General features: G+C 42.2%; 23 protein-coding genes and 1 riboswitch. Of the genes, 17 read left to right on the forward strand and 6 right to left on the reverse strand.

The features are described from left to right. From B147_RS0112730 to B147_RS0112790, 13 genes are all read left to right on the forward strand, one after another. Nucleotides 1-549, forward strand: a complete 549-nt coding sequence (locus tag B147_RS0112730) for an acyltransferase (RefSeq protein WP_020587584.1) — start codon at nucleotides 1-3, stop codon at nucleotides 547-549. Nucleotides 550-817: 268 nt separating this feature from the next. Further along, nucleotides 818-1,348, forward strand: coding sequence for a hypothetical protein (locus B147_RS28295; RefSeq protein WP_157237874.1), 531 nt, complete (start codon nucleotides 818-820; stop codon nucleotides 1,346-1,348). Next, nucleotides 1,329-2,330, forward strand: coding sequence for a hypothetical protein (locus tag B147_RS28300; RefSeq protein WP_020587586.1), 1,002 nt, complete (start codon nucleotides 1,329-1,331; stop codon nucleotides 2,328-2,330). The genes B147_RS28295 and B147_RS28300 overlap by 20 nt, the downstream gene beginning before the upstream one ends. Then, on the forward strand, nucleotides 2,314-3,279 hold the full coding sequence (locus B147_RS0112745; RefSeq protein ID WP_083927891.1) for a sulfotransferase family protein: 966 nt from the start codon (nucleotides 2,314-2,316) through the stop codon (nucleotides 3,277-3,279). Before B147_RS28300 ends, B147_RS0112745 begins: the two co-directional genes overlap by 17 nt. 18 nt (nucleotides 3,280-3,297) lie before the next feature. Then, complete coding sequence (locus B147_RS0112750; RefSeq protein WP_020587588.1) at nucleotides 3,298-4,497, forward strand: glycosyltransferase; 1,200 nt, start codon at nucleotides 3,298-3,300, stop codon at nucleotides 4,495-4,497. A 96-nt stretch (nucleotides 4,498-4,593) separates the two neighbouring features. Continuing rightward, entirely contained in the window at nucleotides 4,594-5,508 is a 915-nt protein-coding gene (locus B147_RS0112755) for a lysylphosphatidylglycerol synthase domain-containing protein (RefSeq protein ID WP_020587589.1), read from the forward strand. Between the two features lie 7 nt (nucleotides 5,509-5,515). Continuing rightward, nucleotides 5,516-6,523 carry an NAD-dependent epimerase/dehydratase family protein gene (locus tag B147_RS0112760; RefSeq protein WP_020587590.1) on the forward strand — a complete coding sequence of 336 codons (1,008 nt, stop codon included), beginning with the start codon at nucleotides 5,516-5,518 and terminating at the stop codon, nucleotides 6,521-6,523. After that, nucleotides 6,523-7,623, forward strand: a complete 1,101-nt coding sequence (locus B147_RS0112765) for a DegT/DnrJ/EryC1/StrS family aminotransferase (protein ID WP_020587591.1) — start codon at nucleotides 6,523-6,525, stop codon at nucleotides 7,621-7,623. The genes B147_RS0112760 and B147_RS0112765 overlap by 1 nt, the downstream gene beginning before the upstream one ends. A gap of 18 nt (nucleotides 7,624-7,641) precedes the next feature. Next, nucleotides 7,642-9,690 (forward strand): asparagine synthase (glutamine-hydrolyzing), encoded by a 2,049-nt coding sequence (gene asnB, locus B147_RS0112770; protein ID WP_026259636.1) that lies wholly within the window; start codon nucleotides 7,642-7,644, stop codon nucleotides 9,688-9,690. A gap of 42 nt (nucleotides 9,691-9,732) precedes the next feature. Next, complete coding sequence (locus B147_RS0112775) at nucleotides 9,733-10,698, forward strand: Gfo/Idh/MocA family protein (RefSeq protein ID WP_020587593.1); 966 nt, start codon at nucleotides 9,733-9,735, stop codon at nucleotides 10,696-10,698. After that, nucleotides 10,695-11,351 (forward strand): acyltransferase, encoded by a 657-nt coding sequence (locus B147_RS0112780; protein WP_020587594.1) that lies wholly within the window; start codon nucleotides 10,695-10,697, stop codon nucleotides 11,349-11,351. The genes B147_RS0112775 and B147_RS0112780 overlap by 4 nt, the downstream gene beginning before the upstream one ends. Then, a complete protein-coding gene (locus B147_RS0112785; protein ID WP_020587595.1) occupies nucleotides 11,348-12,493 on the forward strand; it encodes a DegT/DnrJ/EryC1/StrS family aminotransferase in 1,146 nt (381 codons plus the stop codon). Before B147_RS0112780 ends, B147_RS0112785 begins: the two co-directional genes overlap by 4 nt. 22 nt (nucleotides 12,494-12,515) lie before the next feature. Next, on the forward strand, nucleotides 12,516-13,463 hold the full coding sequence (locus tag B147_RS0112790; RefSeq protein WP_020587596.1) for a glycosyltransferase family 2 protein: 948 nt from the start codon (nucleotides 12,516-12,518) through the stop codon (nucleotides 13,461-13,463). Nucleotides 13,464-13,553: 90 nt separating this feature from the next. Here the strand turns inward: B147_RS0112790 and B147_RS0112795 are convergent, their stop codons facing one another. From B147_RS0112795 to B147_RS0112820, 6 genes are read right to left on the reverse strand one after another with little or no spacing between them, the layout of a single operon-like run. Further along, on the reverse strand, nucleotides 13,554-13,943 hold the full coding sequence (locus tag B147_RS0112795; RefSeq protein WP_020587597.1) for a hypothetical protein: 390 nt from the start codon (nucleotides 13,941-13,943) through the stop codon (nucleotides 13,554-13,556). Between the two features lie 46 nt (nucleotides 13,944-13,989). Beyond that, nucleotides 13,990-17,625 (reverse strand): PilC/PilY family type IV pilus protein, encoded by a 3,636-nt coding sequence (locus B147_RS0112800; protein ID WP_020587598.1) that lies wholly within the window; start codon nucleotides 17,623-17,625, stop codon nucleotides 13,990-13,992. A 53-nt stretch (nucleotides 17,626-17,678) separates the two neighbouring features. Further along, nucleotides 17,679-18,221 (reverse strand): pilus assembly PilX family protein, encoded by a 543-nt coding sequence (locus tag B147_RS0112805; protein WP_020587599.1) that lies wholly within the window; start codon nucleotides 18,219-18,221, stop codon nucleotides 17,679-17,681. Further along, nucleotides 18,218-18,670 carry a type IV pilus modification protein PilV gene (gene pilV, locus B147_RS0112810; RefSeq protein ID WP_020587600.1) on the reverse strand — a complete coding sequence of 151 codons (453 nt, stop codon included), beginning with the start codon at nucleotides 18,668-18,670 and terminating at the stop codon, nucleotides 18,218-18,220. The genes B147_RS0112805 and pilV overlap by 4 nt, the downstream gene beginning before the upstream one ends. Nucleotides 18,671-18,683: 13 nt before the next feature. Next, the gene (locus B147_RS0112815; RefSeq protein WP_020587601.1) at nucleotides 18,684-19,400 is read right to left on the reverse strand and encodes a prepilin-type N-terminal cleavage/methylation domain-containing protein; all 717 of its coding nucleotides are present in this window, start codon (nucleotides 19,398-19,400) and stop codon (nucleotides 18,684-18,686) included. Then, entirely contained in the window at nucleotides 19,391-19,972 is a 582-nt protein-coding gene (locus B147_RS0112820) for a GspH/FimT family pseudopilin (RefSeq protein WP_245569009.1), read from the reverse strand. Before B147_RS0112820 ends, B147_RS0112815 begins: the two co-directional genes overlap by 10 nt. Before the next feature lie 563 nt (nucleotides 19,973-20,535). Here B147_RS0112820 and tnpA point away from each other — a divergent pair. The 4 genes from tnpA (at nucleotide 20,536) to coaBC (ending at nucleotide 24,507) form a co-directional block, all read left to right on the forward strand. Beyond that, entirely contained in the window at nucleotides 20,536-20,961 is a 426-nt protein-coding gene (gene tnpA, locus B147_RS0112825) for an IS200/IS605 family transposase (protein WP_020587603.1), read from the forward strand. Between the two features lie 127 nt (nucleotides 20,962-21,088). Continuing rightward, nucleotides 21,089-21,200, forward strand: a riboswitch (TPP riboswitch). 83 nt (nucleotides 21,201-21,283) lie between these two features. After that, a complete protein-coding gene (gene thiC / locus B147_RS0112830; protein WP_026259639.1) occupies nucleotides 21,284-22,585 on the forward strand; it encodes a phosphomethylpyrimidine synthase ThiC in 1,302 nt (433 codons plus the stop codon). Nucleotides 22,586-22,786: 201 nt separating this feature from the next. After that, complete coding sequence (locus B147_RS0112835; protein ID WP_020587605.1) at nucleotides 22,787-23,302, forward strand: hypothetical protein; 516 nt, start codon at nucleotides 22,787-22,789, stop codon at nucleotides 23,300-23,302. Further along, on the forward strand, nucleotides 23,302-24,507 hold the full coding sequence (coaBC, locus tag B147_RS0112840) for a bifunctional phosphopantothenoylcysteine decarboxylase/phosphopantothenate--cysteine ligase CoaBC (protein WP_020587606.1): 1,206 nt from the start codon (nucleotides 23,302-23,304) through the stop codon (nucleotides 24,505-24,507). Before B147_RS0112835 ends, coaBC begins: the two co-directional genes overlap by 1 nt. The last annotated feature ends 4 nt before the right edge of the window (nucleotides 24,508-24,511 follow it).

The following is a 24,511-nucleotide window of genomic DNA, read 5'->3' on the forward strand; positions in this document are numbered from 1 at the left end:
ATGAACCTTCATTCTATGGGAATTGACAGTTTCAAAGATGTGCTTGTATTGTTCAAGGGGTTTTGGGAATACCGGCAAAAATATGTGCAAGATAAATGGAGAAGATCTTTGCCTTTTGGCGACTATGTTGTTGACCGATGGGAAAAGGCTAAGCTTCTTGGGTTTGGCGAAGGAACCAGCGTTTATGACAGCTCGGTTGTCATCGGGGATGTTTCAATCGGAGAAAACACCTGGGTCGGCCCTTTTACCGTTTTAGATGGCTCCGGTGGCCTTAAAATAGGAAGCTATTGTTCTATTTCAGCAGGTGTCCAGATTTATACCCATGACAGTATCCGCTGGGCAGTTAGTGGTGGAACGGATAAAATTGAGCGGGCACCCACGAACATAGGATCCCGTTGTTACATCGGGCCCAATACAATAATTACCAAAGGCGTAACCATCGGTAGGGGATGTATTATCGGGGCAAACAGTTTTGTGAAAGATGATTTGGCCGATAATAGCAAAGCGTTCGGTTCTCCTTGCAAAATTGTAAATAAAGTTAAGATGTAAGCATTGATTTGTTTGGTGTTATATGACTATTGATTTCACACTTCAAAAATATGTCCGGTTTTGTCGCATAATCAAAGAGTCAAGCCTTCCGATATTGACATTTTCAGAATTCATTGAGAAAGGCCAGCCCCAATTTCCTTTAATTGTTTTGAGGCATGATATAGACAGATCATTTCAAAAAGCGGTTCAAATAGCAGAGGTGGAAGCCTCTTACGGCCTGCGGTCCACCTATTACATTAGAATGACAAAGCAGGTTTACAGGCCTTCAATGATCAGAAAACTGGTGCGACGGGGACATGAAGTAGGATATCATTACGAGACTTTGACCCGGGCTAAGGGCGATTGTTTTTTATCCATCTCTCTTTTTGAAGAAGAGTTAGAAATGCTTCGTAGAATTGTCAATATCAAAACAATAAGCATGCATGGAAGTCCTCTGTCCAAATGGAATAACATGGACATCTGGAAATTTTATGACTACAAAAAGTATGATGTTGATGAGATTTTATTAAGCATTGCTTACTTTAATATCCACTATTTTACCGATACCGGGCGAAGTTGGGAACGCAGTTACAATATCAGGGATAGGGTGGGGTCAATATCGCCCCAGAATTCTATTTGTTCAACTGAGGATCTTATTGAGTATTTGCAATTCAAGATAGAAGGGCCTGTTTTTATCAATGTTCACCCCAATAGATGGACTTCAGGTTTTTTTAATCTATGTATCAGTATTTTTTCCGATTGGGGAATTAACCAAATTAAGCGAATGATATCAAAAATCAATGGAACTTGGAACAGCTAAAAATCAGTTTTTAATACTGCCCCAAAATTTATATAAGGAATGGGATAGATTCGTTGATATCAGTCCCCAGGGAAGTGTATTTGCTAAAACCCATTACCTTGACGCCATAGGTTTTCCCTATCAAATTGGTGTGCTGGTAAAAAAAGGGAATATTGCAGGAGGAATCATTCTTGTCAAAAGTGAAATAAAAACATATTCTAACCCTTTATTCGCAAAATATCTTGGTATTCTACTAAGACCCGTTGAAGGGAAATATGCAAATAAAATTACTATTGAAAAGAAAATTATAGAGCAAATTGTTTCGAACATTAAGTGGTGTAAAACCTTTGATTACACATTTCATTACGATTTTCAGAACTGGATGCCTTTTTATTGGGCTGGGTACAGGCAGGAATCAAAATATACGTATCTAATAAGCAATTTGAAAAACATGGATTCTCTCTATGACAAGATGCAGTCAAACGCTCGTAAAAATATGAGGAAAGCAGTAAAGAACAATATAAGCATAATTTATGATATCTGCCCGGAAAATTTTTATCGGATCAACGAAATGACATTTCTGAGACAGGGCGGGCCAATTCCATATTCTCTGAGTTTTTTCAAACGATTCTATGCAGCATTAAAAAAAAAGGATTCAATTAAGCTGTTAGGTGCTTTTGATAGGCAACAAAGGTGCCATTCTGTCTGCGGGCTTGTATATGATAACAAAGCCTGTCACCTTTTATTAAACGGGAGTAATCCTGATTTGCCGAATATGGAAGCTAATACGCTATTGGTTGGCAAGGCAATTGAATATGCCTCACAGGTTTCTGAGGTATTTGATTTTGAAGGGTCAATGATAAAATCAATTGAAAGATTTTATCGCGGCTTTGGAGGTGTTATGACTCCCTATCACAATATTTGGAAAGATAATTTTTTCAATTTCTGCAAGAAAAACGCACTTAAAAAATATAAGAAAATAAGATATGGAAAGACGTTTTAATGCTTACCGGATATTTATGTTAAAGTTGCAACAATGTGTTGGTAATTTATCAATATTGCGATCTTTTGAAACTGGTTTATTAAATCAGGTTGATGAAAGAGGTACTCTTCCGCCAATCTTTATTGTTGGCTCCCCAAGAACGGGATCAACACTATTGTTTCAACTTATGATCGCAAAATATCATTTTAGTTATATTAATAATATTCAATCTTTTTTTTATGGAACTCCTGCATTGGCAGCAAGACTTACCCATAAAATGACAAAAAAACACCCTGAATCTTTTTGTTTAAAAAGCAGATATGGGTATATCAGGGGCATTTTCTCCCCGGCCGAAGCCGGGTTGATGTTTCGAAACTGGTTTACTGATGATATGAATCATGGGTTATTGAATACTGATGAACGGCATAAAAAAAAGGTAAGAAAAACACTCAACTATTTCACATCATTTTTTTCCTCCCCTTTTCTTGGGAAAAATTTATATAATAGTCTGAGGCTTAAAAGAATATCCACTATATTTCCAGAAGCCTTTTATATATGGGTGAAGCGTGAGCCTTTGTACACATGTCAGTCGCTGCTAAAAATGCGGGAGCAGCTTTATGGGTCAAGGCAAAAATGGGCAAGTGTCAAACCTTTTAATTATGACAGCCTGAAAGCGTATGATCCGTTTGAACAAGTTGCAGAGCAGGTAAAATCTATTGATGAATACATAGAAGAGAATATAGACAATGAACAATATATTATAATTAATTATGAAGATCTTTGTACTTCCCCAGATATGGAATTGGGCAGGATTTCAGAGAAATATTGTAAACTATACGGAATACATTTACGAACCAGAACACTGCTGAATATTGAGTTGAATTTGAGAAACAAGCAGGAGCTTGACGATATCGAGTGGCAGCAGCTTCGCAGTGCAGTTAATAGATCATATGAAGATCGCCGTTTATAAAATTAAAGGTAACACTAAATGCATATTTTAGTCCTTGCTCCTGGTTTTCCCACCTTATCAAAATTAAAAAAAGAAAAAGGCAATTTTTATGGCGGCTCCTTTGTCCTTCCCGAAGTTTTAGCCTATCATTCTGCAGGGGCTATAGTAACGGTCCTTACACCACATGTCCCAGGTCTGCCAAGGAAAGAAACAATAAAAAAGGGGATTAATGTCATCCGGTTTAGGTATTTTTTTCCTTATCGATGGCAAAAAGTCAGATTGCCGAAACATCCCCTTTATTCTTCTAAATTATTATGGCTGCGTATGTTTCAGCTTCCTCTTTTCATCCTATTTTTTTTCATATCCATTTATCGTTTTAGACATACCATTGACATTATCCATGCGAATTGGACGCCTACTGCATTATTGGCAATTCCTTATAAAGCTATATTTAATATTCCAGTTGTTTTAACATACCGTGGATCAGATTTAAGATTATTGCCCTTTATAATCAATAAATTTATTATTCGAAAGGTAACCGCTGTTCTGGATATATGGGGCAACATGGAATTTGCCAGAAAATATCAACCTTATTTAAGAAACAAAGCAGTCAAACTTCCCCTTATCACGAGAACAATTGAAACCTCTTCTATGGAGAATAAAAAAAGGACAGGTAACAAAGCACAATTTGTTTTTATTGGGCGTTTAAGTATCTTGCCGGATATCCATAAGGGGCTTGACATCATTGTTCCCGCGGCTAATGAGTTGAGAAAGAAATATGAAGAGTTTAGAGTGGTTATTCTCGGAGACGGGCCATCAAAAGCCTTTATTCAACAGCAGATCAATTCTTATAATTTAAGTTCCCACGTAGAGCTATGCGGCTACAGGCATGATATTTTTAAGTTCTTATCCCATAGCAGCGCAGTGATAGGCGGTGTTGGGCTGAATGCTGTCGTCACTGAAAGTGCTTACAGCAAGGCGCTTTTACTTCTGCCTGATGATGAAAGATGGAATAATGATATCTGGGTGCATAAATATAACGCTTTATTGTACCACCCTGAAACAGCTAGTGCTTTGGCTGAAATAATGACTTATGTTATTGAGCAGCCAGATAAATGTGAACAAATCGCATTAAACGGTTTTAAGACAATTAGAAAGTATGTTTTGGATATAAAGGATGGCGGAAAAGTATATATAGATGCATTTCATACAATTATCGGGAATACTGGAAAACTTTAGCGGGTCTGCTGTTTTTTTTAATATTGTTTAAGTAATGATTGAATGCAGAATTCAAGTTTAAAAGGCATAAAAGCAAAATTTAAGTATTGGAGATGTATGAGCTTGTTTCTGTATTCTGCTGTTTTTTTTCTTTTTTTTGCGATATGTAAAAAAATGTATGCGGAGTGGGGCTCCATAGACTGGGAAAAACTCGACATTAAAGGACTCTGGCTTATTCTGGCGTCTTTATCGATAATGGCCAATAGCCTTTTGCAGGTTCTGATTTGGAAGAAGGTTTTGGCTATATTTCATTATGAAATTCCGTATTCGATATGTTTCAGAATAGAAATGATTTCCCAGATAGGCAAATATCTTCCCGGAAAAGTGGGGCTGGTTTTTACCAAACTTATTGAATGCAATAAAGTTGGAATTCCAAACAAAGTTTCAATTATAGCAGCATCATACCATGTTGGCATGGGGTTATACTTCCAATGCCTGATTGGAATGATTACTCTGCCTGTGATTCTCAATGCAACAGAATATATTAATATAGGATTCTCAATAACAGATTATACTATTCTGTTATTTATTGGATTTATCCTGATATACCCCCAATTTTTTGTTTGTTTTATCAATTTTTTTTTTGCAGCAATCAAAAAAGAGCCGGTTGAAATTTATTTAAAATTTTATGATTGGATCTATATTTGTTCAATTTTTATCTTGCAGGCGTTTATTAGTGGATGTATTGGTCTTTTTTTGCTGAATACCTTTTACTTTATACCGTTTGAAAAAATACCCTATATAATGGGGGCAAGATCCTGGGCATTTTTAATAGGACTTTTGAATCTATTTGCTCCTTCGGGTATCGGGGTTCGGGATGGGATTCTAGTTGAATTATATTCATATCTCATTCCAATACCCATTGCGTTTGCCGTTGCCATTGCATCAAGACTGGCTGGTACAATTGTTGAGTGGTGTTTAATAGGAATCGCTTTATTTTTTAGGTCAAAAGAATATAGGAAAGAGGAATAATCAGGCTATGGATATCAGAGGGAAACGGTTTTTGGTAATCGGAGGCGCAGGCTTCATCGGATCAACACTTGTGGATCAATTAATACAGGAGGATGTCGCTGAAATTCGTGTTTATGATAACTTTACGCGGGGAAGCGAAGAAAATTTGGCTGCAGCATTAAAAGACCCGAGAGTAAAAATATATGAGCTTGGCGGGGACCTGCTCCACAGAGATATTTTAAACAGTGCCATGAATGATATTGATGGCGTGTTTCATCTGGCGGCACTTTGGTTGCTTCATTGCTATGATTATCCCCGATCCGCATTTGAAGTGAATATAGGTGGTACGTTTAATGTGCTTGAAGCAATGCTCAACAAGGGCGTACGTCGACTGGTTTACTCCTCTTCTGCAAGCGTCTACGGAGACGCAGTTGAAGAGCCTATGACCGAAGAGCATCCTTACAATAATAATAATTTTTACGGTGCAACTAAAATTGCTGGTGAGCAGATGTGCCGGGCCCTTTATCACCGCTACAAGAAAACGGATCAGCATTTTGATTACACGGGCCTCAGGTATATGAATGTTTACGGCCCCCGGCAGGATTATCAGGGGACATATATTGCCGTGATCATGAAAATTTTGGATCGATTAGACAATGGATTGCCGCCGGTTGTTTATGGGGATGGCAGCCAGGCTTATGATTTTGTGTATGTAGGCGATTGTGCAAAGGCAAATATTCAAGCGATGAAATCCGACGCAACGGATTCATTTTACAATGTAGGAACAGGTATAAAGACCTCAATTGAGCAGCTTGCCCGCCTCATCCTGGAAATAACAGGTTCGGACTTGGATATTGAGTATAAAGAGGGGGGATTGACCTTTGTTAAGAACAGAGTTGGGTCTCCAGTTAAAGCTGAAAAAGAAATCAATTTTAAAGCAGATATAGGGCTAAAACAAGGGTTGAAGCGTCTGATTGAATGGCGAAATGCTCATAAGAAGGAAGTGGAAAAGCGAAGAGAAAAGGCTAAATCATAATGAAAATTCCATTGATAAAGCCGTACATCACAGATGAGGTTAAGGACGAGGTGCTGAAGGTTCTTGACTCGGGTTTTCTCACGGAAGGTGAACAAACCAGGGCGTTGGAGGAAGCGGTTGGCCAATATTTAAACGTGTCCCATGTGGTGGCCGTATGTAATTGCACCTTAGGTCTTGAGATGGCACTTCGGGCATTGGGCATCGGCTCTGGTGATGAAGTTATTGTGCCGGATTATACCTATCCTGCAACAGCTTCGGTCGTAAATATTGTTGGTGCGGATATTGTTCTTGTTGATGTAAATCCGTCCAACATGCTAATTGACTATGACGTCATTGAAAAAGCCATCACCCCAAAAACAAAGGCTATTCTTCCGGTATCCCTTTTTGGATGTCCCCTTGATTATACTCGGTTAGACGCCTTAAAAAAAAAGTATGGCATCTATGTAATTGAAGATGCCGCCTGTTCCCTTGGGGTTAAATCTCAAAATCAGTTTGCTGGGTCTTTGGCCGATATTTCTGTGTTTAGCTTACATCCACGGAAATTCATCACCACAGGAGAAGGGGGCTTGGTTACGACAAATAAACCGAATCTTGCACATTGGATGAATTCGTATAAGCATTTTGGAATTGGCGAATCTGAGTCGAGAGAGAAAACCGCTTTTGTTCAAATCGGTACCAATTATAAATTGAGCAATATTCAGGCTGCTGTCGGCCTGGTTCAAATGAAGCATATTAACAAATTATTGGAAAGCAGGATTCAGTTAGCTAAAAATTATAAAAGAATGCTTTTAGGTGTTGAGGGGATCTCATTGCCAGAATATCCGGAGAATGGGAGACACTCTTTCCAGTCATTTTGCATATTTGTAGAAGACAGGAATAGAATTATGGAACGGCTTAGATCAAAAGGGATTGAGGTTCAGATTGGAACTTACAGCCTGCACATGCATCCAGCCTTTTATAATAATCAAAAGTGCCGAGTTTCAGGTTCCGTAAAAGGAAGTGAATATGCTTATCATCACTGCCTGACATTACCAATGTATTATGGAATGACAGAAGAAATACAAAATCAAGTGGTTCATCATCTTGTCAAAGAATTATAGAAGAAACTGAGAGGAATCATGTGCGGTATTAGTGGTGCTTTATGCCTGGATCATAGAGGGATTGATACACAATTTTTTAAAAGCATGCTTGATGTGATCTGTCATCGAGGTCCTGATGATGCCGGCTATCTCTTATTTCATACGGGATGCCGCCATATTCAACCGGTTTCTTTCCAGTTTAATCTAACCGATAACAATTTTAGTCATCTTTCTCCATTACTCCCTTCCATTGATTCCGTAGAAGCTCAGAGCAAGATTAACTCTCATGACTGGGATCTTTTCTTGGGGCATAGACGGCTGAGTATCTTAGATCTTTCTTCTGCAGGGCACCAGCCGATGAGTGACCTTTCAGGGAATATTTGGATTTCATACAATGGGGAAATTTATAATTTTAAAGAATTAAGGAATGAGCTAAAAGCGCTTGGCCATCATTTTTTTACTCTGACAGATACAGAAGTCATTATTTACGCATATATAGAGTGGGGAATTTCATGTGTTGAAAAATTTAATGGGATGTTCGCCTTTGCACTATATGATAATTTTAAAAAACAATTTTATATTGCAAGAGATAGATATGGTATAAAGCCGGTATATTATACAATTTCCCAAACTTCACCAAATCAGCGAACATTTCTTTTTGCCAGTGAAGTGAAATCAATACTTGAATATAAGGTGTATCAGGCGGATGTCGACTGCAAGGCTCTTGTAGAGTATCTTACATTTCAAAATATATTTTCAGACAGGACTTTGTATAAAAATGTTAGGCTGTTACCTCCAGGTCATATTTTAACCATTGATCTTAAAACCAGTGACAGAATTGTCAGCATTAATGAACTAAAAAAGAAGCAGTATTGGGATTTTAATTTTACAGAGCCAAGTGGGCCTGTCAATGAGCGAGACTACCTTCATGAGTTGGAGCATTTGTTCGTTAAAGCGGTTGAACGCCAACTGGTTGCCGACGTAGAAATTGGGAGTTATTTGAGTGGCGGAATGGATAGTGGGGCCATTTCTTGTGTGTCGGCAAAATCGATTTCTGAATTGAAAACATTCACAATCGGCTTTGATATGAATTCAATTTCAGGAATGGAATTGGCATATGACGAACGATCAATTTCTGAATACATGTCCTATTTGTATAAGACTGAGCACTATGAAATGGTGCTAAAGTCAGGAGATATGGAAAGGTGCATGCCTCGTTTTGCCTGGCACCTTGAAGAGCCCCGGGTTGGGCAGAGTTATCCAAATTATTATGCATCGAAATTAGCTGGAAATTTCGTTAAAGTTGTATTGAGCGGAACAGGCGGAGATGAACTTTTTGGTGGTTATCCGTGGCGATATTACAGGGCCGTTGTAAATAAAAATTTTTCTGATTACATTGATAAATATTACGCGTTCTGGCAGCGAATGATTTCGACAAAAGATCTGGTACAAGTGATCGCTCCAATTTTTAAAAGAGTGGAGAATGTATCAACCCGGGAGATATTCAGATCTGTTTTTCCAACAGACATAGCGTTTCCGAAGACGCCCGAAGAGTATGTGAACCAATCTTTATATTTTGAAACCAAAACCTTTCTGCATGGTTTATTTGTAGTGGAGGATAAATTAAGTATGGCCCACTCTCTTGAATCACGAGTCCCATTCATGGATAATGATTTGGTTGATTTTGCCATGAAATTACCGGTAAGTTTAAAATTAGGAAGACTTCAGAACGTAATCTCTTTTGATGAAAATGAAATTGGTAATAAAAAAAATAAGTATTTTTTTAAAAGCCGGGATGGCAAACTTTTATTACGCCGGATGATGAAACGTTATGTGCCGGATAAAATAGCAAATGGAGTAAAGCAGGGGTTTTCATCTCCTGACCAAAGCTGGTTTAAAGGAGACAGCATGGATTATGTAAAAAAACGTATATTCAATAAAAATGCACGAATATACGACTATCTGTCTTCTGATATTACAATGAATCTTGTAAACCAGCACCTGGACGGTTCTCAAAACAGGCGGTTGCTAATTTGGTCTTTGCTTAATCTGGAACAATGGTTGGAGATATTTATACCTTCACAATAGGGTTTAGATTAGAAAAGCATTAAGTGTAGCTTGGAGGAAATATTGATTAAAAATTTTGCATTGATTGGAGCTGGCGGATATGTAGCACCTAAACATCTGAAAGCCGTTAAGGATACCGGCAATAATTTGATTGCGGCTTTGGATAAAAATGACTCTGTTGGAATTTTGGACAGCTATTCGTATGATATCTCATTTTTTACTGAGTTTGAACGCTTTGACCGCCATGCTGAAAAATTAAGGCGGATGGGAGAAGATAAGCGTATTCACTATGTAAGCATCTGTTCTCCCAATTATCTTCATGACGCGCATATAAGATTTGCCCTCAGAATAGGTGCAGACGCCATTTGTGAAAAACCGCTGGTTCTGAATCCATGGAATCTTGATGCCATAAAGCAGCTTGAACAGGAAACGGGCAGGACTGTTTATAATGTATTACAGTTGAGGGTTCATCCTGCAATTGTGGCATTAAAAAAACAAATAGAAAAGGCACCTGACTCAAAAACTTATGACATTGATTTGACCTATATCACCTCAAGGGGAAAATGGTATTTTATTTCGTGGAAGGGTGACCTTACCAAATCAGGGGGGATCGCCACCAATATCGGCATTCATTTTTTTGATATGTTGATTTGGATATTCGGTGAGGTGAAATTTCAGGAAGTGCACATATCCCAGGATCGAAAGATGTCAGGGTACATCCAGCTTGAAAGGGCCAATGTGAGGTGGTTTTTATCTTTGGACCCATCGGATTTACCTGAAAAAGCAACCGAACAGGGGTATCCTACATATCGGTCCATTCAGGTCGATGGGGCAGAAATAGAATTTTCGGGCGGATTTACTGATTTACACACTTTGGTCTATAAAGATATTTTCTCTGGCGGTGGATTTGGACTTGAGGATGCCAGGCCCTCTCTTGACTTGGTGTCAACTATTCGGAATGCCCCTGAGGCGGTTGGGGATTCCAAATCTCTTCATCCATATGCCAAAAAGTGCAGAGGGGAAGTATGAAAAATTCCGGATATTTTGTGCATGAATCCTCTTTTGTGGATTCCGGGGCCAGCATCGGCCGTAAAACACAAATCTGGCATTTTAGCCATGTCTTAACAGGGGCGGTGATCGGAGAAAAGTGCAGCTTGGGCCAAAATGTATCGGTTGCCGGGGGGGCTGTTATCGGCAACCGGGTTAAAATTCAGAATAACGTGTCAATATATGACGGCGTTACAATAGAGGATGATGTCTTTTTAGGACCATCCTGCGTCTTAACTAATGTGACCAATCCCCGCTCACAAGTCAGCCGGAAGCATCTTTATGAAAAGACGTTAATAAAAAAAGGTGCCAGTGTCGGTGCCAACGCGACAATTTTGTGCGGGGTTACCATCGGCAGATATTCATTCATAGCGGCCGGCGCTGTTGTCACAAAGGATGTGTGTGATTATTCCCTGGTGAAAGGAGTTCCGGCTAAATTCGCAGGATGGATTTCCCGTCATGGTCATTTGTTAACACGAAAAAATGAAGACGGGGTCTACCTCTGTCTTGAATCAGGACTTCAATATAAGGAAATAGAACCCAATCGACTGATTTGCCTTGATATAGATGAAGATGATCCCCTTCCCGAAGGTATGTCAAAGGGGAATAAATCATATAGAGATTATAAAAAATGAATATGCAACAGGAAAAGGTGGTTTCGTTTGTTAATTTAAAATCACAGGCGGACAAACTGGAACACGGCATTCAGAACGCAATAAATCGGGTAATCGCCCATGGCCGGTTTATTATGGGGCCTGAAGTTTTTGAGTTTGAGCGCAAACTGGCAGAATACTGTGGTGCTAAATATGCCGTAACATGTTCAAGCGGGACCGATGCTCTGCTAATGGCGTTGATGGCGATAAATCTTCGGCCCGGAGATGTGGTCCTTACTACACCTTTTTCATTCATCGCCACAGCTGAAGTTATTGCCTTGTTAGGTGCCGTGCCCGTATTCGTGGATATAGAACCTGATACCTATAATATTGATCCTGAGAAATTAAATAAAACAATTTCAGTATTAAAAGGAAATAAGAAAAAGAATGTCCGATGTATAATCCCTGTTGACATTTTTGGGTTGCCTGCAGATTTTGAAAAGATAAATGAGGTGGCCAAGTCCCATGGGCTCCACGTAATTGAGGATGCCGCCCAGGGGTTTGGCGGTTCCCTTAAAGAAAATAAAGCCTGTCACCTGTCTGATATCGGGACGACCAGTTTTTTTCCCGCAAAACCGCTTGGGTGCTATGGAGATGGCGGCGCAATCTTTACTGATGATGACAAAATTCATGAAAAACTGGTTTCCATTCGTATCCATGGTAAGGGTGAGGGTAAATATGACAATGTCAGGATTGGAATTAATGGCAGACTGGATACGATTCAGGCTGCTGTTCTACTGGAAAAATTAAAGATTTTTGATTGGGAGCTTGAACGCCGAAACGTTATAGCTGCATATTACAGGGAGCGCCTTGAAGGTAAAGTCAACTGCCAGCAACTAAATAAAGGGTTTCAAAGTGCCTGGGCACAGTTTTCTTTTGTTTCGGAACAACGAGAGATGATAATGGAAAAATTAGATGAAAAAGGTATACCTTGGGCGGTTTATTACCCCAAAGCCCTTCATCTGCAAAAGGCGTTTTCATTTTTGGGCTATTCAAAAGGAGACTTTCCTGTTAGCGAAAGGGTCTCAGAAACAATTTTAAGCATCCCTGTTCATCCCTATTTGTCAATCGAATCCGCCGAATTCATATCCAACACCATAATATCGGCTTTATGCAAGAGATAGAATTTTAATACCAGGAGTAATTATGTTTAAGTCGCAAACAGTGTGTGTGGTTGTGCCTTGTTATAATGAAGAGACCCAAATTGAGACGGTGATCAACACGATGCCGGATTATGTGGATGCCATAGTAATCATAGACGATAAAAGTCCTGACAATACCGTTGAAAAAGTTCGTCAACTGATGGTGTTGGACAAACGTGTTGAATTAATTATTCATAAAAAAAATCAGGGGGTCGGTGGTGCCATCGCCAGCGGCTATATCTGGGCAAGGGATAATGAAATGGATTTGACCGTTGTTATGGCCGGCGATGGCCAGATGAATCCTGACGATCTGCCTTCGCTTCTTAAGCCGGTAGCAGAAGGCAAAGCGGATTATTCTAAAGGTAACAGATTGTTTACGGGGCAGGCTTTCAGTAAAATTCCTACTGTTAGGTATTTGGGGAACGGTATTCTTTCTCTGCTTACCAAAATTGCATCCGGATACTGGAATGTTGCAGATTCCCAATCCGGTTATACCGTAATAAATAAAAAAGCATTAAAGACAATCGACTGGAATAAGATGTACAAACGTTACGGCCAACCCAATGATATTCTGGTCCGTTTGAATGTAGAAAATTTCAGGGTAATTGATGTGCCCGTCGAACCTGTTTATAATGTCGGAGAACGATCAGGTATTAAAATACCAAAAGTTATAATTACGATTTCCTGGCTTTTAATACGATTATTTGTGTGGCGGATGAAAGAGAAATATGTCATTCGTGATTTCCATCCCTTGGTCTTCTTTTACTTTTTAGGGTTTGTGTTTTTTGTATGTACCTGCCTGCTTTTTACCCGGCTTTTTTTTATTTGGGCGTTGACGGGTCATATTCCTTCCATAAATGCATTAGCTGCAATGTTCTCTTTTATGAGTGCCAATCAATTTACATTGTTTGGCATGTGGTTTGATATGGAGGCTAATCGTAACTTAGGTTAAGTCTTGTTTATGCCGTTGTTCTGATTACCCTCACGATTTTAACTTTCCTGAATGGAACTTCCCTGAGATGGATGGGGATGGTTGAGGGTATTAATCGGAACGTTTTAGGAGTTCTTTTCTCCTAATTTTAGGGAGCAATTTCATCGCTTTTTCCATCCCCTTTCCTGAAAATACAACTATTTTATGAGCCTTCCAGAAACCGTCTTTATCTTTTCCCAAAAGAATTACCCGTGCCGGTTTCCCTACTTTAAGGTAACTTTTATTGACCTGTTCAAGCGTTTCACCGCCCCGGTCAAGCCATACAGAATTAATTCTGGAAATGGTCTGGTTGCCTACCTGAATAATTGTTCCGCCAGGTTTCCATTCGTAAATGATATCGGTAAATTCTCTATAGTCCGACTGAACTTCATCGGCCATTGAAAAACCGGGAACGACAAGGATAAGAAAAACAAAACAGACGATTAGTATATTTGCTTTCATGGTTTCTCCCATATTAAATTCATATGATGTTGCCTGTGATTTTTTGTTAATTAAACTGTCTTTTCCAAGATCTCAGCCTGCTTTGCAGTGCCCCGAGGTTTACTTTGACCACTGTCGGGTCATCATCAGTGGTGCCCACAAACAGGATGTCATTATGAATTACCAGTTCCGGAACAGGTTTTCCGGTGCCGATGTAAAGACCCACCACTTTTTTGGGGCTATCCGGATCGTTAGGATCCTGAACAGTTTGATCCGCTTCTGTATATTCATTGTCGCCATTAAGATCAAACACTGCGTTTGATACAAATTCTCCGCTCTCCCAATCCACAGCAAAAAGATAGGTGTCTCCGTTACCGGCGCATACATCCCCATCAGGGATAAATGTTGTGAAAAAAACCACTCCGCCCACGATCAGGGGCTGTGAAATAGATCTTTCACTGGCCGAACCGCTTGGGACTGTAAGTTTAAGCATCCACGATTTGTTGTCCGGGTTGCATCTTCCTTCTTCATCAGGCGAATTACAGAATACAGTCCGGTATTGTTCCAGGTCATCAGCATCCACGTCACCATCTTCGTCAAGATCAACGGGATCTCCATTATCATCCAGGGCATACGCCTCAACGATTTCGGTCTGCATTTCAACGAGATCTGATTTTATGTAGGGTGTTGACTTGGATGCGCCTTCATCGAACAAGCCATAAAAATACTGTTGATCGGCAGAAATCTTGTCAATCTGATACTGGTATCTTCCGGTTCCAAAAAAGATCCAGATATCACCGTCGTTGTATCCACTGCATGCCTTTGCTGTGACAGGAGTCGCGTGATCCGTGTTTTCTGAATTAAAAAGCAGTTCGATCTCGGGTTTTTGAAAAAAGCCGATATGTTGGGCACGGTATAAATTTCCATACAGGTTGCCCACATAGATCCTGTCATACACAGCGTCATCGTCAATATCAACCAGATGTGGTGATGAGGGGACATCATTTTTTAACTCACTGCTTGAAAGCTTAATTTTGTATACCGGGTCATTGTTTTCATCAATCCACACCTTACTTTTGTTATAGCTTTTTACGGCAAACAGATACGCTTCCTTGTCAGCTTGCAAAAGATCTGTTGCTGCAGCGCCTGAGCTGAAAACTGTGGCCCATCCGGTTCCTGTCCCATTGCTGAGCCTTGCCGTGGTGGGCCAGGAGGTCGCATACCCCAGTTCGGCATCATCCGTGTCGTTGAATTCCCACAAATATAGAGATGGTGCAGTCGAATCATCAAAATCTTTACCATAGGTAACATCCAAGGTAAAAAAAGCGCTGCCGCCTTTTCCAAGCCCGGTCACCAGAATGGTTCTCCATTTTGTTGTGGTGTTAACATAAATATCCGCTGGTTCCGGGGTCCCGTCCACCAGAAATTGATGGCAATAGGAGCTTGAACAGGGATCTTTGCTTGGATCTGTTTCTGCCTGGGCCATTTTTGAAATCACACTGTTAGGGTAGAATCGCCATTTTTCGGTGCCATCTGACACGCGAACCGCATGGAGGGCGCCGTCATTGGCTCCAAAGTAGGCCATTTCATCCCTGTTGTTGACGGCAGGACTGTATTTGAAATTGTAATATAAATCTTCACCATTATCATTGCCGAATTTATAGTAGTAGGGTGGGGCTTCAACAATAGCAGGGGTTGAGTTGATGATATCTCCCATGGCCTTGCACAGGTAATTATCCCCTGAAATTGAAGCCTCTGTATATTGACTGACGTGATCTGCTTCGGTCGCATCATAGATGAATGCGTTGATATTGCCAGTGGTTACAGTATTGGTTGTTTCCCAGGTAGTCGTGGATTCAAGTTCGCCGGTGAAGGCATTGAACAAGGTTGCTTTCAGGTTGCCGCTCCAGTCCGAGGCATCAAAGTTGGCATTCAAAAGAATCGCTCCATTATCCACAGAGGTTGTGGGGGCTGGAGATGACCCATGGAACACCTGGGCCTTGACGCCTGTAACAATTTGATTCATCACATCGATAAATTCCTGCCGATTTTGTGCCATGAAGGGTTCGGCATCTCCGTTGACGTCTTCATTGTGCAGATGGTAAAGATAATCATCGTCAGAGGCTTCACCTGCTGTCTGCATTTTTTGTACAATGCGGTCCAATTGGGTGGCATCATCAAGGCCGAACCCCACTGCCACAATGGTGATGCCCTCGGCAATCAAGCTGTCGGTAATCGCATCTATTTTGCTGTTATCCGTCGCTGTATTTCCCTGTCCGTCCGTCACCAGCACCAAAATTCTCGGCTGGCACGATAATTCAGTGAATGTTTCGTTATAGTAATCATCCTCGCGATTCCCCTGAAAATAGGCAAGGGCTGCTTTCATGGTGGGGACAAGGGGGGTATATCCGGAAGCACTTCCGTCATCTGCCTTGTCCTGGAGTGCGTCCTGATGGTCGTCATCATGATCATGGCAGCCGATACGGTAGGTGGTATAATAATCGGGCGCATTGTCGCTATCGTAAGAGTGCCCACTTCCGCCTGCCCAGGTAGCAAACCCCCAGGAAATACTGCGGTCTAAGAACATCTCTTTTAACACATCTTCTGCAATGGCAATACGGGTCATATATCCATCATCCGTATTCATATAGTTGCCCATACTGCCTGAAGTATCCAGCTGAACCATGATGGCTGGGTTCACCAGATTTTCAGCATACAATGGGATCTCTCCACATGCGGCCGAGGATGGCGCAGTTTTTATCAGCAGGGTGATGGGAATTTCAAGGGGAGAGTTTTCCACACCGCCGTTACTGGTGATGGTCAGGGTTGCTGTGTGCGTGCCTGCGGCTAGCGTAGATGTGTTGAAATTCACAGTCACTGTATGGGATTGATTAATTGCCAGTGCTGGTACAGTGCTGTTGTCCACTGTTGCCCAGGTTTCGCTGCTGGTGATCGTGGCCGTGGCGGTGTCATCTTCTGTCCCTGTATTGGTGATATCAAAGGTTAAAGATATTGCATTGTACCCTACAAAGCAGGTAGGCTCCAGCTGTAATGGGTCTGTTGCCCATGTTGGCCCATTGCAGCCAGCTTGGGGGTTGATGGTGGTCACGCCAGATGGGACGGTTGCATCTGTTGGAGTTTCGGTCCCTTTGGTAATATAGAAACCATCAATTTCCGCATTGTCCTCCCGCATGGCAATTTTGATGGTATGGCTGCCTGTTGTGTCTATGTTGATCATATTATCAGATCCAACCTGCATGGAATCTGTCCAGATAAAACTTCCATAGTCTCCACCGAAATTCCAGGCCTTCCAGGCGTCGTTATCCACAGTGAAAAACATGGAATCCTCAGAGCCGCTGAATCCCTTGCCACGCATCCAGATATAGAAGGTGCCGGTCGCCGTAAAATTTACTTCATATGTTTTCACTTCATTTTCAGGCGTGTTAGTGGCAACACCGCTGCTTCCGGATTTAAGAACGACCTCGCCGTTGGCTGAATTGTCAGGGTGCGACTCAAAATAATCACCTGCCCAGTGATACCCTTCATCCAGCTGGTAATCACCTGTGAAATGTTCTGCTTCAATATAGGTTCCGTTTGGATCGATACTGCAAAGGGCCAGAGCATTCCCGGGTATCGTCCAAAACGTGCTGAACAGCATCAAAATAAAAAAGAGAACGAGCTGGTTTGGATATTTTTTTATCATTGATGTTTTCTCCTTTGTCTGTTCTCTTATTGCATAATGGTTGGGTTGCCGGATCAATAACCTACCTTGTACACTTTTCGGATTAGTGTATGGACTTCTGTCGTACCTTCGGCATTGCAGGTTACTTGATATTGAAAATCCCTGTATTCAGGGCCAAACCCGGCAGCCTGCCAGTCATCATCATGCTGTATCCGATACCAGTAGGGCACACTGCTGACCGACCCGTCAACAGCGTCTGTCGGCAGATCATCTTTGTCTGCCGGGAAATCTGTCTGGTCACCAAAATTACGGACAATATATTCGTAATCCCCCCACACATAGTCGTAGTCAACACTTGCGGGGTTCACGTTGACATAATCAGGTGGTGTGGCCAGGGCGTTTAAGAATGGGCCGGACTGTTTCCATCCGCTGTCAGCTATATAGAACCTCTGGTTTGCCACGCGTTCATTACCGGCTATTTTAAGTTCAAAGCTCGTGGTGTTTATTCCAGCTAAACCTATGAAAGTCAGGATCGATAGAACAAGAAGGGTTGTGATAAGTGCAAACCCTTTTTCATTGTTAAGATCTTTGACCGGTTGTTGAACATGCTTCATCATAACATTTCACTTTTATAAAAACTAATTGTTAATGTTTTTGCACGTCTATCACTGTAATTGACATTAAGCGTGACAGCTTTGATGTTCAGTTCATCGGATTCGTCTGTGACGCCATCACCATCATTGTCTGTACCATCTGTATTTGTCCACTCAGTGACATTCCATGACACAGACGAAATATGTGAAGGCAACTGCAGTCCGGTAAACTCCGTATCACTATGCGGGTTTGTGGCAGGATCCATGGTTGAATCGTCATATGAAACATTTAATAAGCGTTCGTATACGTTACCGGCAAGTGTACTGGCTGTAGTCAGCTTATTTGCAGTTGTATTTCCCTGTATACTGCTTGTCTGCATTGTATTTAGCGCCAGGATTCCAATGGCCAGTACAAGCATGGCTATGAGTACTTCTATCAAAGTAAAGCCCCGGTCGTTTTTCAAAATAGTCATGCTTTTTACATTCCTATAGATTACGGCATTTTATTGTTGTTGTGAGCAGCCGACGGCGAAAATTGTCGTTGTATGGCCCCCAGTTTTGGCCTGAAGGGGTGGTATACGTCATGGAATTTGTAAATTGAGGATCTGAATGTTCAGACCTTGCCAGTAGCGTGATTTGGATAGAACGAACCGCACTCAGATTTACCGGTGGGGTTAGGGCAAGATTTGTTCCCGCAGAATTAAGGTATAAAAATTCAACCGCCTGGATATTTTCTGCTATGGCTTGATATCCTCCCGGATTTCCAGCAGTGCTGTATTCCTGTATGCTTAAGTTGACAGCATTGGGGACGCCATTGGTACTTAAATCAGGTATCCCATTTCCATCAACATCACGATGTTCAGAACTGACAGCATTGGTAAAGCCGATATCAAGTCTTTCTTCCGGATCAAAAACACCGTCCTCATCTTCATCCTTAGTCAATTGTAGTCTTCCTGCAAGCGCCGATGTAATGCCGAAATTTCCACTGCCCACAGGGTTATAACCTGCCATTTGAATTTCTTTTATAACTGAGTAAAGCGCGGCACGAAGATTTTGCTGCATTTCAGCCACCTGATCCTGAGTATAGTAGGATTTCTGTTGAAATATATAGGTGGCATAGGCCGCCCCTGCAATCATTGCACCGATGACCAGGGTCATCATCAGTTCGATCAGAGTAAATCCCTTCTGGTTGTTTATTGCCATGTTGTTCCATTCCATTTTAGTAGTATGACAAGCCCACTGGTCCGTGTACCTACGGCATAGGCCGTGCCGTTATTCGGATTGGTCAGGTAGACATATCCGGCATCGCCAATACCCCTTGAGTTAACAACGAGAACATTATTTGTTGATGCATAAGTGATGAAATCACCAAAGGCTGCACCCACAGGTGTGGTTGCATTTCCATTGCCGAACTGAACTCTGTTTTTATATGCTGACGACAGCAGCGACACACGTCGTTCAATGACATTATCGCCTGATCCGGTCATATCTGCGGCAGCCCCCCAGTTGCCGTCAGCGCCTGGGTCGCTGCAAATGTAATAACGGCTATTGGTCGTATCAAAAACAATGGCTACACTGGTATTCTGCTCAACCGCAATCATGCGGGCTTCCTGCATGGCGGAATACAGGTCCCTTGCCGCAGATTTGACGCTTAAGTTGTCAAACCAGACCATTAGGTTCGGAACAGCCAGTGAGACGGAAATTGCTATAATTGCTATAACAACCATCATTTCAAGCAATGTAAAGCCTCCATTGTGCTGTTGTGGTACGGGCATCAATCCCTTTAAACACCTTTTAATCATTTCATCTTTCTTTGATTTATTGTTTAGATCTATAATTGTTCCGGCATGGTTCCAACAATCAGGCTATAATCGGGAAAAGTCGTCATTTGGGACCGGATTTTATAATTACGATAGATGTAATAGCAATAATTATTCCATTCGGTCACGCCGTTAACAGAACTCTAAACAGATTGCTTTGGTTTTTTACCATATATCGGTACATTTATTCGGGAAATGGTTAATCTCATATATATCTAACTATATCTGAAATATAGCGTTTTTTTAAGAATTATTTAAATCGCCGGATATCAGCTATGCAAAATGTATCGAAGTTATTTGACGCCATGGTTAAATATCACCAAAACTATGAAATAAAATTAATACTACAGGTGCCGTTGGTTTTCAATAATTGTTTTAATCGTAAATAAATCTAATTCGAAGGAATAAACCACCGGCATGCCGGTGGTATGAACAATGGCTATGCCAGTGATTAGTGCCGAGAACAACGAAATCTCCAACAATGAGAGCGCCAACTACTCAAATAAGGAGATTTCAAAATGGAACGTTTTCATAGGTTAGCACATTCAATTTGGGATTGTAAGTATCATGTCGTTTGGATACCCAAGTATCGTCGAAAAGAGTTGTACGGGAAAAAGAGACAAATAGTTGTAGATACAATTAAGCAGTGGGCTCGGATCAAAGGTATAGAGATTATTGAGGGGCATGCGATGCCCGACCATATTCATCTTTGCCTTGCGATCCCGCCCAAATATGCTGTGGCACATGTTATTGGCCTTTTGAAAGGGAAAAGTGCATCGGAAGTAATGAGCTTTGGTAACAAGAGTAGTCGAATGGTGCGAGGCCGGACTTTTTGGGCTCGTGGCTATTGTGTTAGCACAGTTGGTCTTGATGAAGAAAAGATACGGGAATATATAAGAAACCAAGAACGTAAAGACATGCTCGAAGAAGAAACAGGGATTTAAGTTTAACTAAAAAGGTAGTTGGTGTGAGACCCCCCTTTAGGGGGGCCTCATGAAACCACCAGTAAACTGGTGGTATTCATTTATAAAGCCATTGACAGAACATTTCGAATCAAGTATGTGACATCTTAGTTGATCACGGGGGTGCTTTCATAAAAGCTGAGAGAAGTTGGCTCAAAACTTCAACCCTTGGAACCTGATCCGGTTCGTACCGGCGTAGGAAAAGTGATTGAAGCTTGGTATAGAGCTATCCGTCATTTCCCGGTCCCGCCGTTTTAGTTCCTCCACCCCCCATGGAAATAAGTATAAAACAGGAGATGTACACATGTCACAGTCATATACGACTCAGATGGATGCAGCCAAAAAAGGTATTCTTACCCCGCAGATGGAACAGGTACTCGCCAATGAATCCATTTCAAAAGCGGAACTCATGGAGGGCCTTGCCCAGGGTAGAATTGCCATCCCTGCCAATAAACATCATTTAAACTTGAAAGCGGCAGGTGTGGGAAAAGGGCTTAAAACCAAAATCAACGTCAATTTAGGCGTATCCAAAGATGTCTGCTGTTTTGATTCGGAAATAAATAAAGCACAGTTGGCTATAAAATACCAGGCAGACGCCGTCATGGACCTGAGTGTATCCGGCGAGACTGAAAAATTTAGAAAGCGCCTGGTGGAACAAATTCCTGTGATGATCGGTACGGTTCCCATTTATGACACCTTAACCCGTACCGGAAAGCCCACAGAGGAAATAACTCTGGAAGAGTGGTTTGAAACCGTTGAGATCCATGCCGCCAATGGGATTGATTTCATTACCATCCATGCCGGACTCAATCAAAAATGTGCCCGAAGCGTTAAGGCAAACCCCCGGCTGTGCGGCATTGTCAGCAGGGGTGGATCCATCTTGTTTGAGTGGATGGAAAAAACCGGCAATGAAAATCCTTTTTATGAGCACTTTGACCGGCTTTTGGATATTTGTCAGGCCCATGATGTCTGCATCAGCCTGGGAGATGGACTCAGGCCGGGTGCCATCAAGGATTCAACAGATGCGCCCCAGATCGAGGAGCTGATCACTCTGGGAGAATTGACCAAACGGGCTTGGGAAAAAAATGTACAGGTCATGATTGAGGGCCCCGGCCACGTGCCGCTGCATGAGGTGGAAATGAACATGAAACTGCAAAAAAAGCTTTGCCACAATGCTCCGTTTTATGTGCTTGGCCCCCTGGTTACCGACATTGCCCCCGGCTACGATCATATTACGTCAGCCATCGGCGGTGCCTTGGCCGCCATGCATGGTGCCGACTTTTTGTGCTATGTTACTCCGGCTGAACATTTGCGGCTGCCGACCGCGGACGATGTTAAACAAGGTATTATGGCATCCCGGATCGCTGCCCATGCCGGAGACCTGGCCAAGGGCCTTAAAGGGGCTGAGATTATTGACCATAAAATGAGCAAAGCCCGGGGCGCCCTGGACTGGGAAGGTCAGTTCGATTGTGCCCTGGATCCGGAAAAGGCCAGGGAATACCGCAAGTCGTCCGAGCCTGATGAAAAAGAGGTGTGTACCATGTGTGGTGATTTTTGTGCGGTTAAGCGTACGGCGAATCTGCTTAAACAGCAGGTTTCATCCTGATAAATTGACTCAATAGCTTTATGTTCATAGGTCGGTTGACGCTATGTGCATTGAAAAATAAAATCCATTATACGGTTTGTCCTTCTACCGTATACTGGATTTTGAAATTTCCACGTCCCCTCATGACATTGAATTGACATTTAAGGGGATTCGTTTTAGAAGAAATAGCATTTTTAGCAACAAATAATCTGGAGAAAATTAATGCAAATTCGTCATTATCTGCCATCAATCTTGTTAATTTCTTTGATTTTTACATCCTTTATTTTTGTTTCAGGGTGCGGGCTTTTTCAAGGGTCGTCTGCTTCGGAACCGGTCCAGTCTCCCCAGTCGGGTGTTGCAAACAAACCTGTAGCTATTTACCATGATTTCGAGGATGTGTTGGTGCCCGAGGAGTTGACAATTATAAAAGACCGCACAGTTGTGGTCTCAACACCCGGGTTCAGATCCGGAATCCTCTCCCTTAGAGGGCGGGTGGAGTCCAACTCCCTTTATAACTTCTTTTCCATCAATATGGAAAAGGACAACTGGGAGGTCCTTTCCAGGATTAAAGGCCCGGAGACCACCATCATGGTATTTCAAAAGGCCACCCGATGTGCTGTGATTGCAATTCGTGAAGAACAGATTTATACTTATGTTGAAATCGGAATAGCCCCGACTTTGCGCGCTGTATCCGAAACGCCCATAAGCAGTGGGACCTTGAATGACGGGACCTTTTGATGACATTGAATGGTAAACACATTTTTTTAGGTGTGACCGGCGGGATCGCTGCGTATAAATGCGTTGAATTGCTTCGGCTTTTTAAAAAGGCCGGAGCGGATGTGGTTGTGGGGATGACCCGGGCAGCCACCCGGTTCGTGGGCCCTGCCACCTTTGAGGTCCTCTCGGAAAATCCCGTGCTGCTTGACTTGTGGGAGGGGCCCGGCTCCGGGGTTTCCCACATTGAAGTGGCGTCAGCGTCGGATCTTGCCGTCATTGCACCGGCCACGGCCAACTTCATCGGCAAGTTGGCCCATGGCATTGCTGACGATGCGTTGACCACCACGATGCTGGCCATGACCTGTCCTGTTTTGATCTGTCCGTCCATGAATACGGACATGTACCAGAATATAAGGGTACAAAAAAATTTGGATCTGCTGGAAGAAACCGGCATTCACATTTTGGACCCGGATTCAGGGGCGCTGGCCTGTAAAACAACAGGCGCCGGCCGCCTGCCTGAACCCTGGTTTATTTTTGACCGGGCCTGTACATTTTTTTATAAGAATGATCTTAAAGGAAAAACCGTTTTAGTCTCTGCCGGTCCCACGGTTGAGCCCATTGATCCTGTCCGTTTTATCAGCAACCACTCTTCGGGTAAAATGGGGTATGCCATTGCCGGGGCTGCGGAAAAAAGAGGGGCAAAGGTCATCCTTGTGTCCGGTCCTGTCAGCCTTGATCCGCCTGTTGGCGTGGCGTGTGTGTCTGTGGGGTCCTGCGACCAGATGTATGATGCCATGTTTGATCATCTGGACCAGGCCGATATCATTATTAAAGTGGCGGCTGTGGGGGATTTTAAACCTGTTTCCGTTCAGGACCATAAAATTAAAAAAACCGTGGGACAGGATCAGGGACATATGACGCTTGAATTGGCCCAGAATAGGGATATTTTAAAGGCCATTGGGTTAAAAAAGAGAAAAAATCAGTACCTGGTGGGCTTTGCTGCCGAGACCCGCGATCTTGAAACCTATGCGGTGGGCAAGATGGAGAAAAAGCACCTGGACATGATTGCGGCCAACATTGTGGGTAAAAGCGGTTCGGGCTTCAAGGCAGACACCAATAAAGTCAAACTGTTTACCCGGGACGGTCACGTGACGGATTTGCCTTTGATGCCAAAGGAAGAGGTGGCCCACGCCATTCTGGATGCTGTTGTCCAGGCGGTTTCTTAAAGTC

Origin of the sequence: Desulfobacter curvatus DSM 3379, assembly GCF_000373985.1 — a bacterium.
GTDB classification, from domain to species: Bacteria; Desulfobacterota; Desulfobacteria; order Desulfobacterales; family Desulfobacteraceae; genus Desulfobacter; species Desulfobacter curvatus.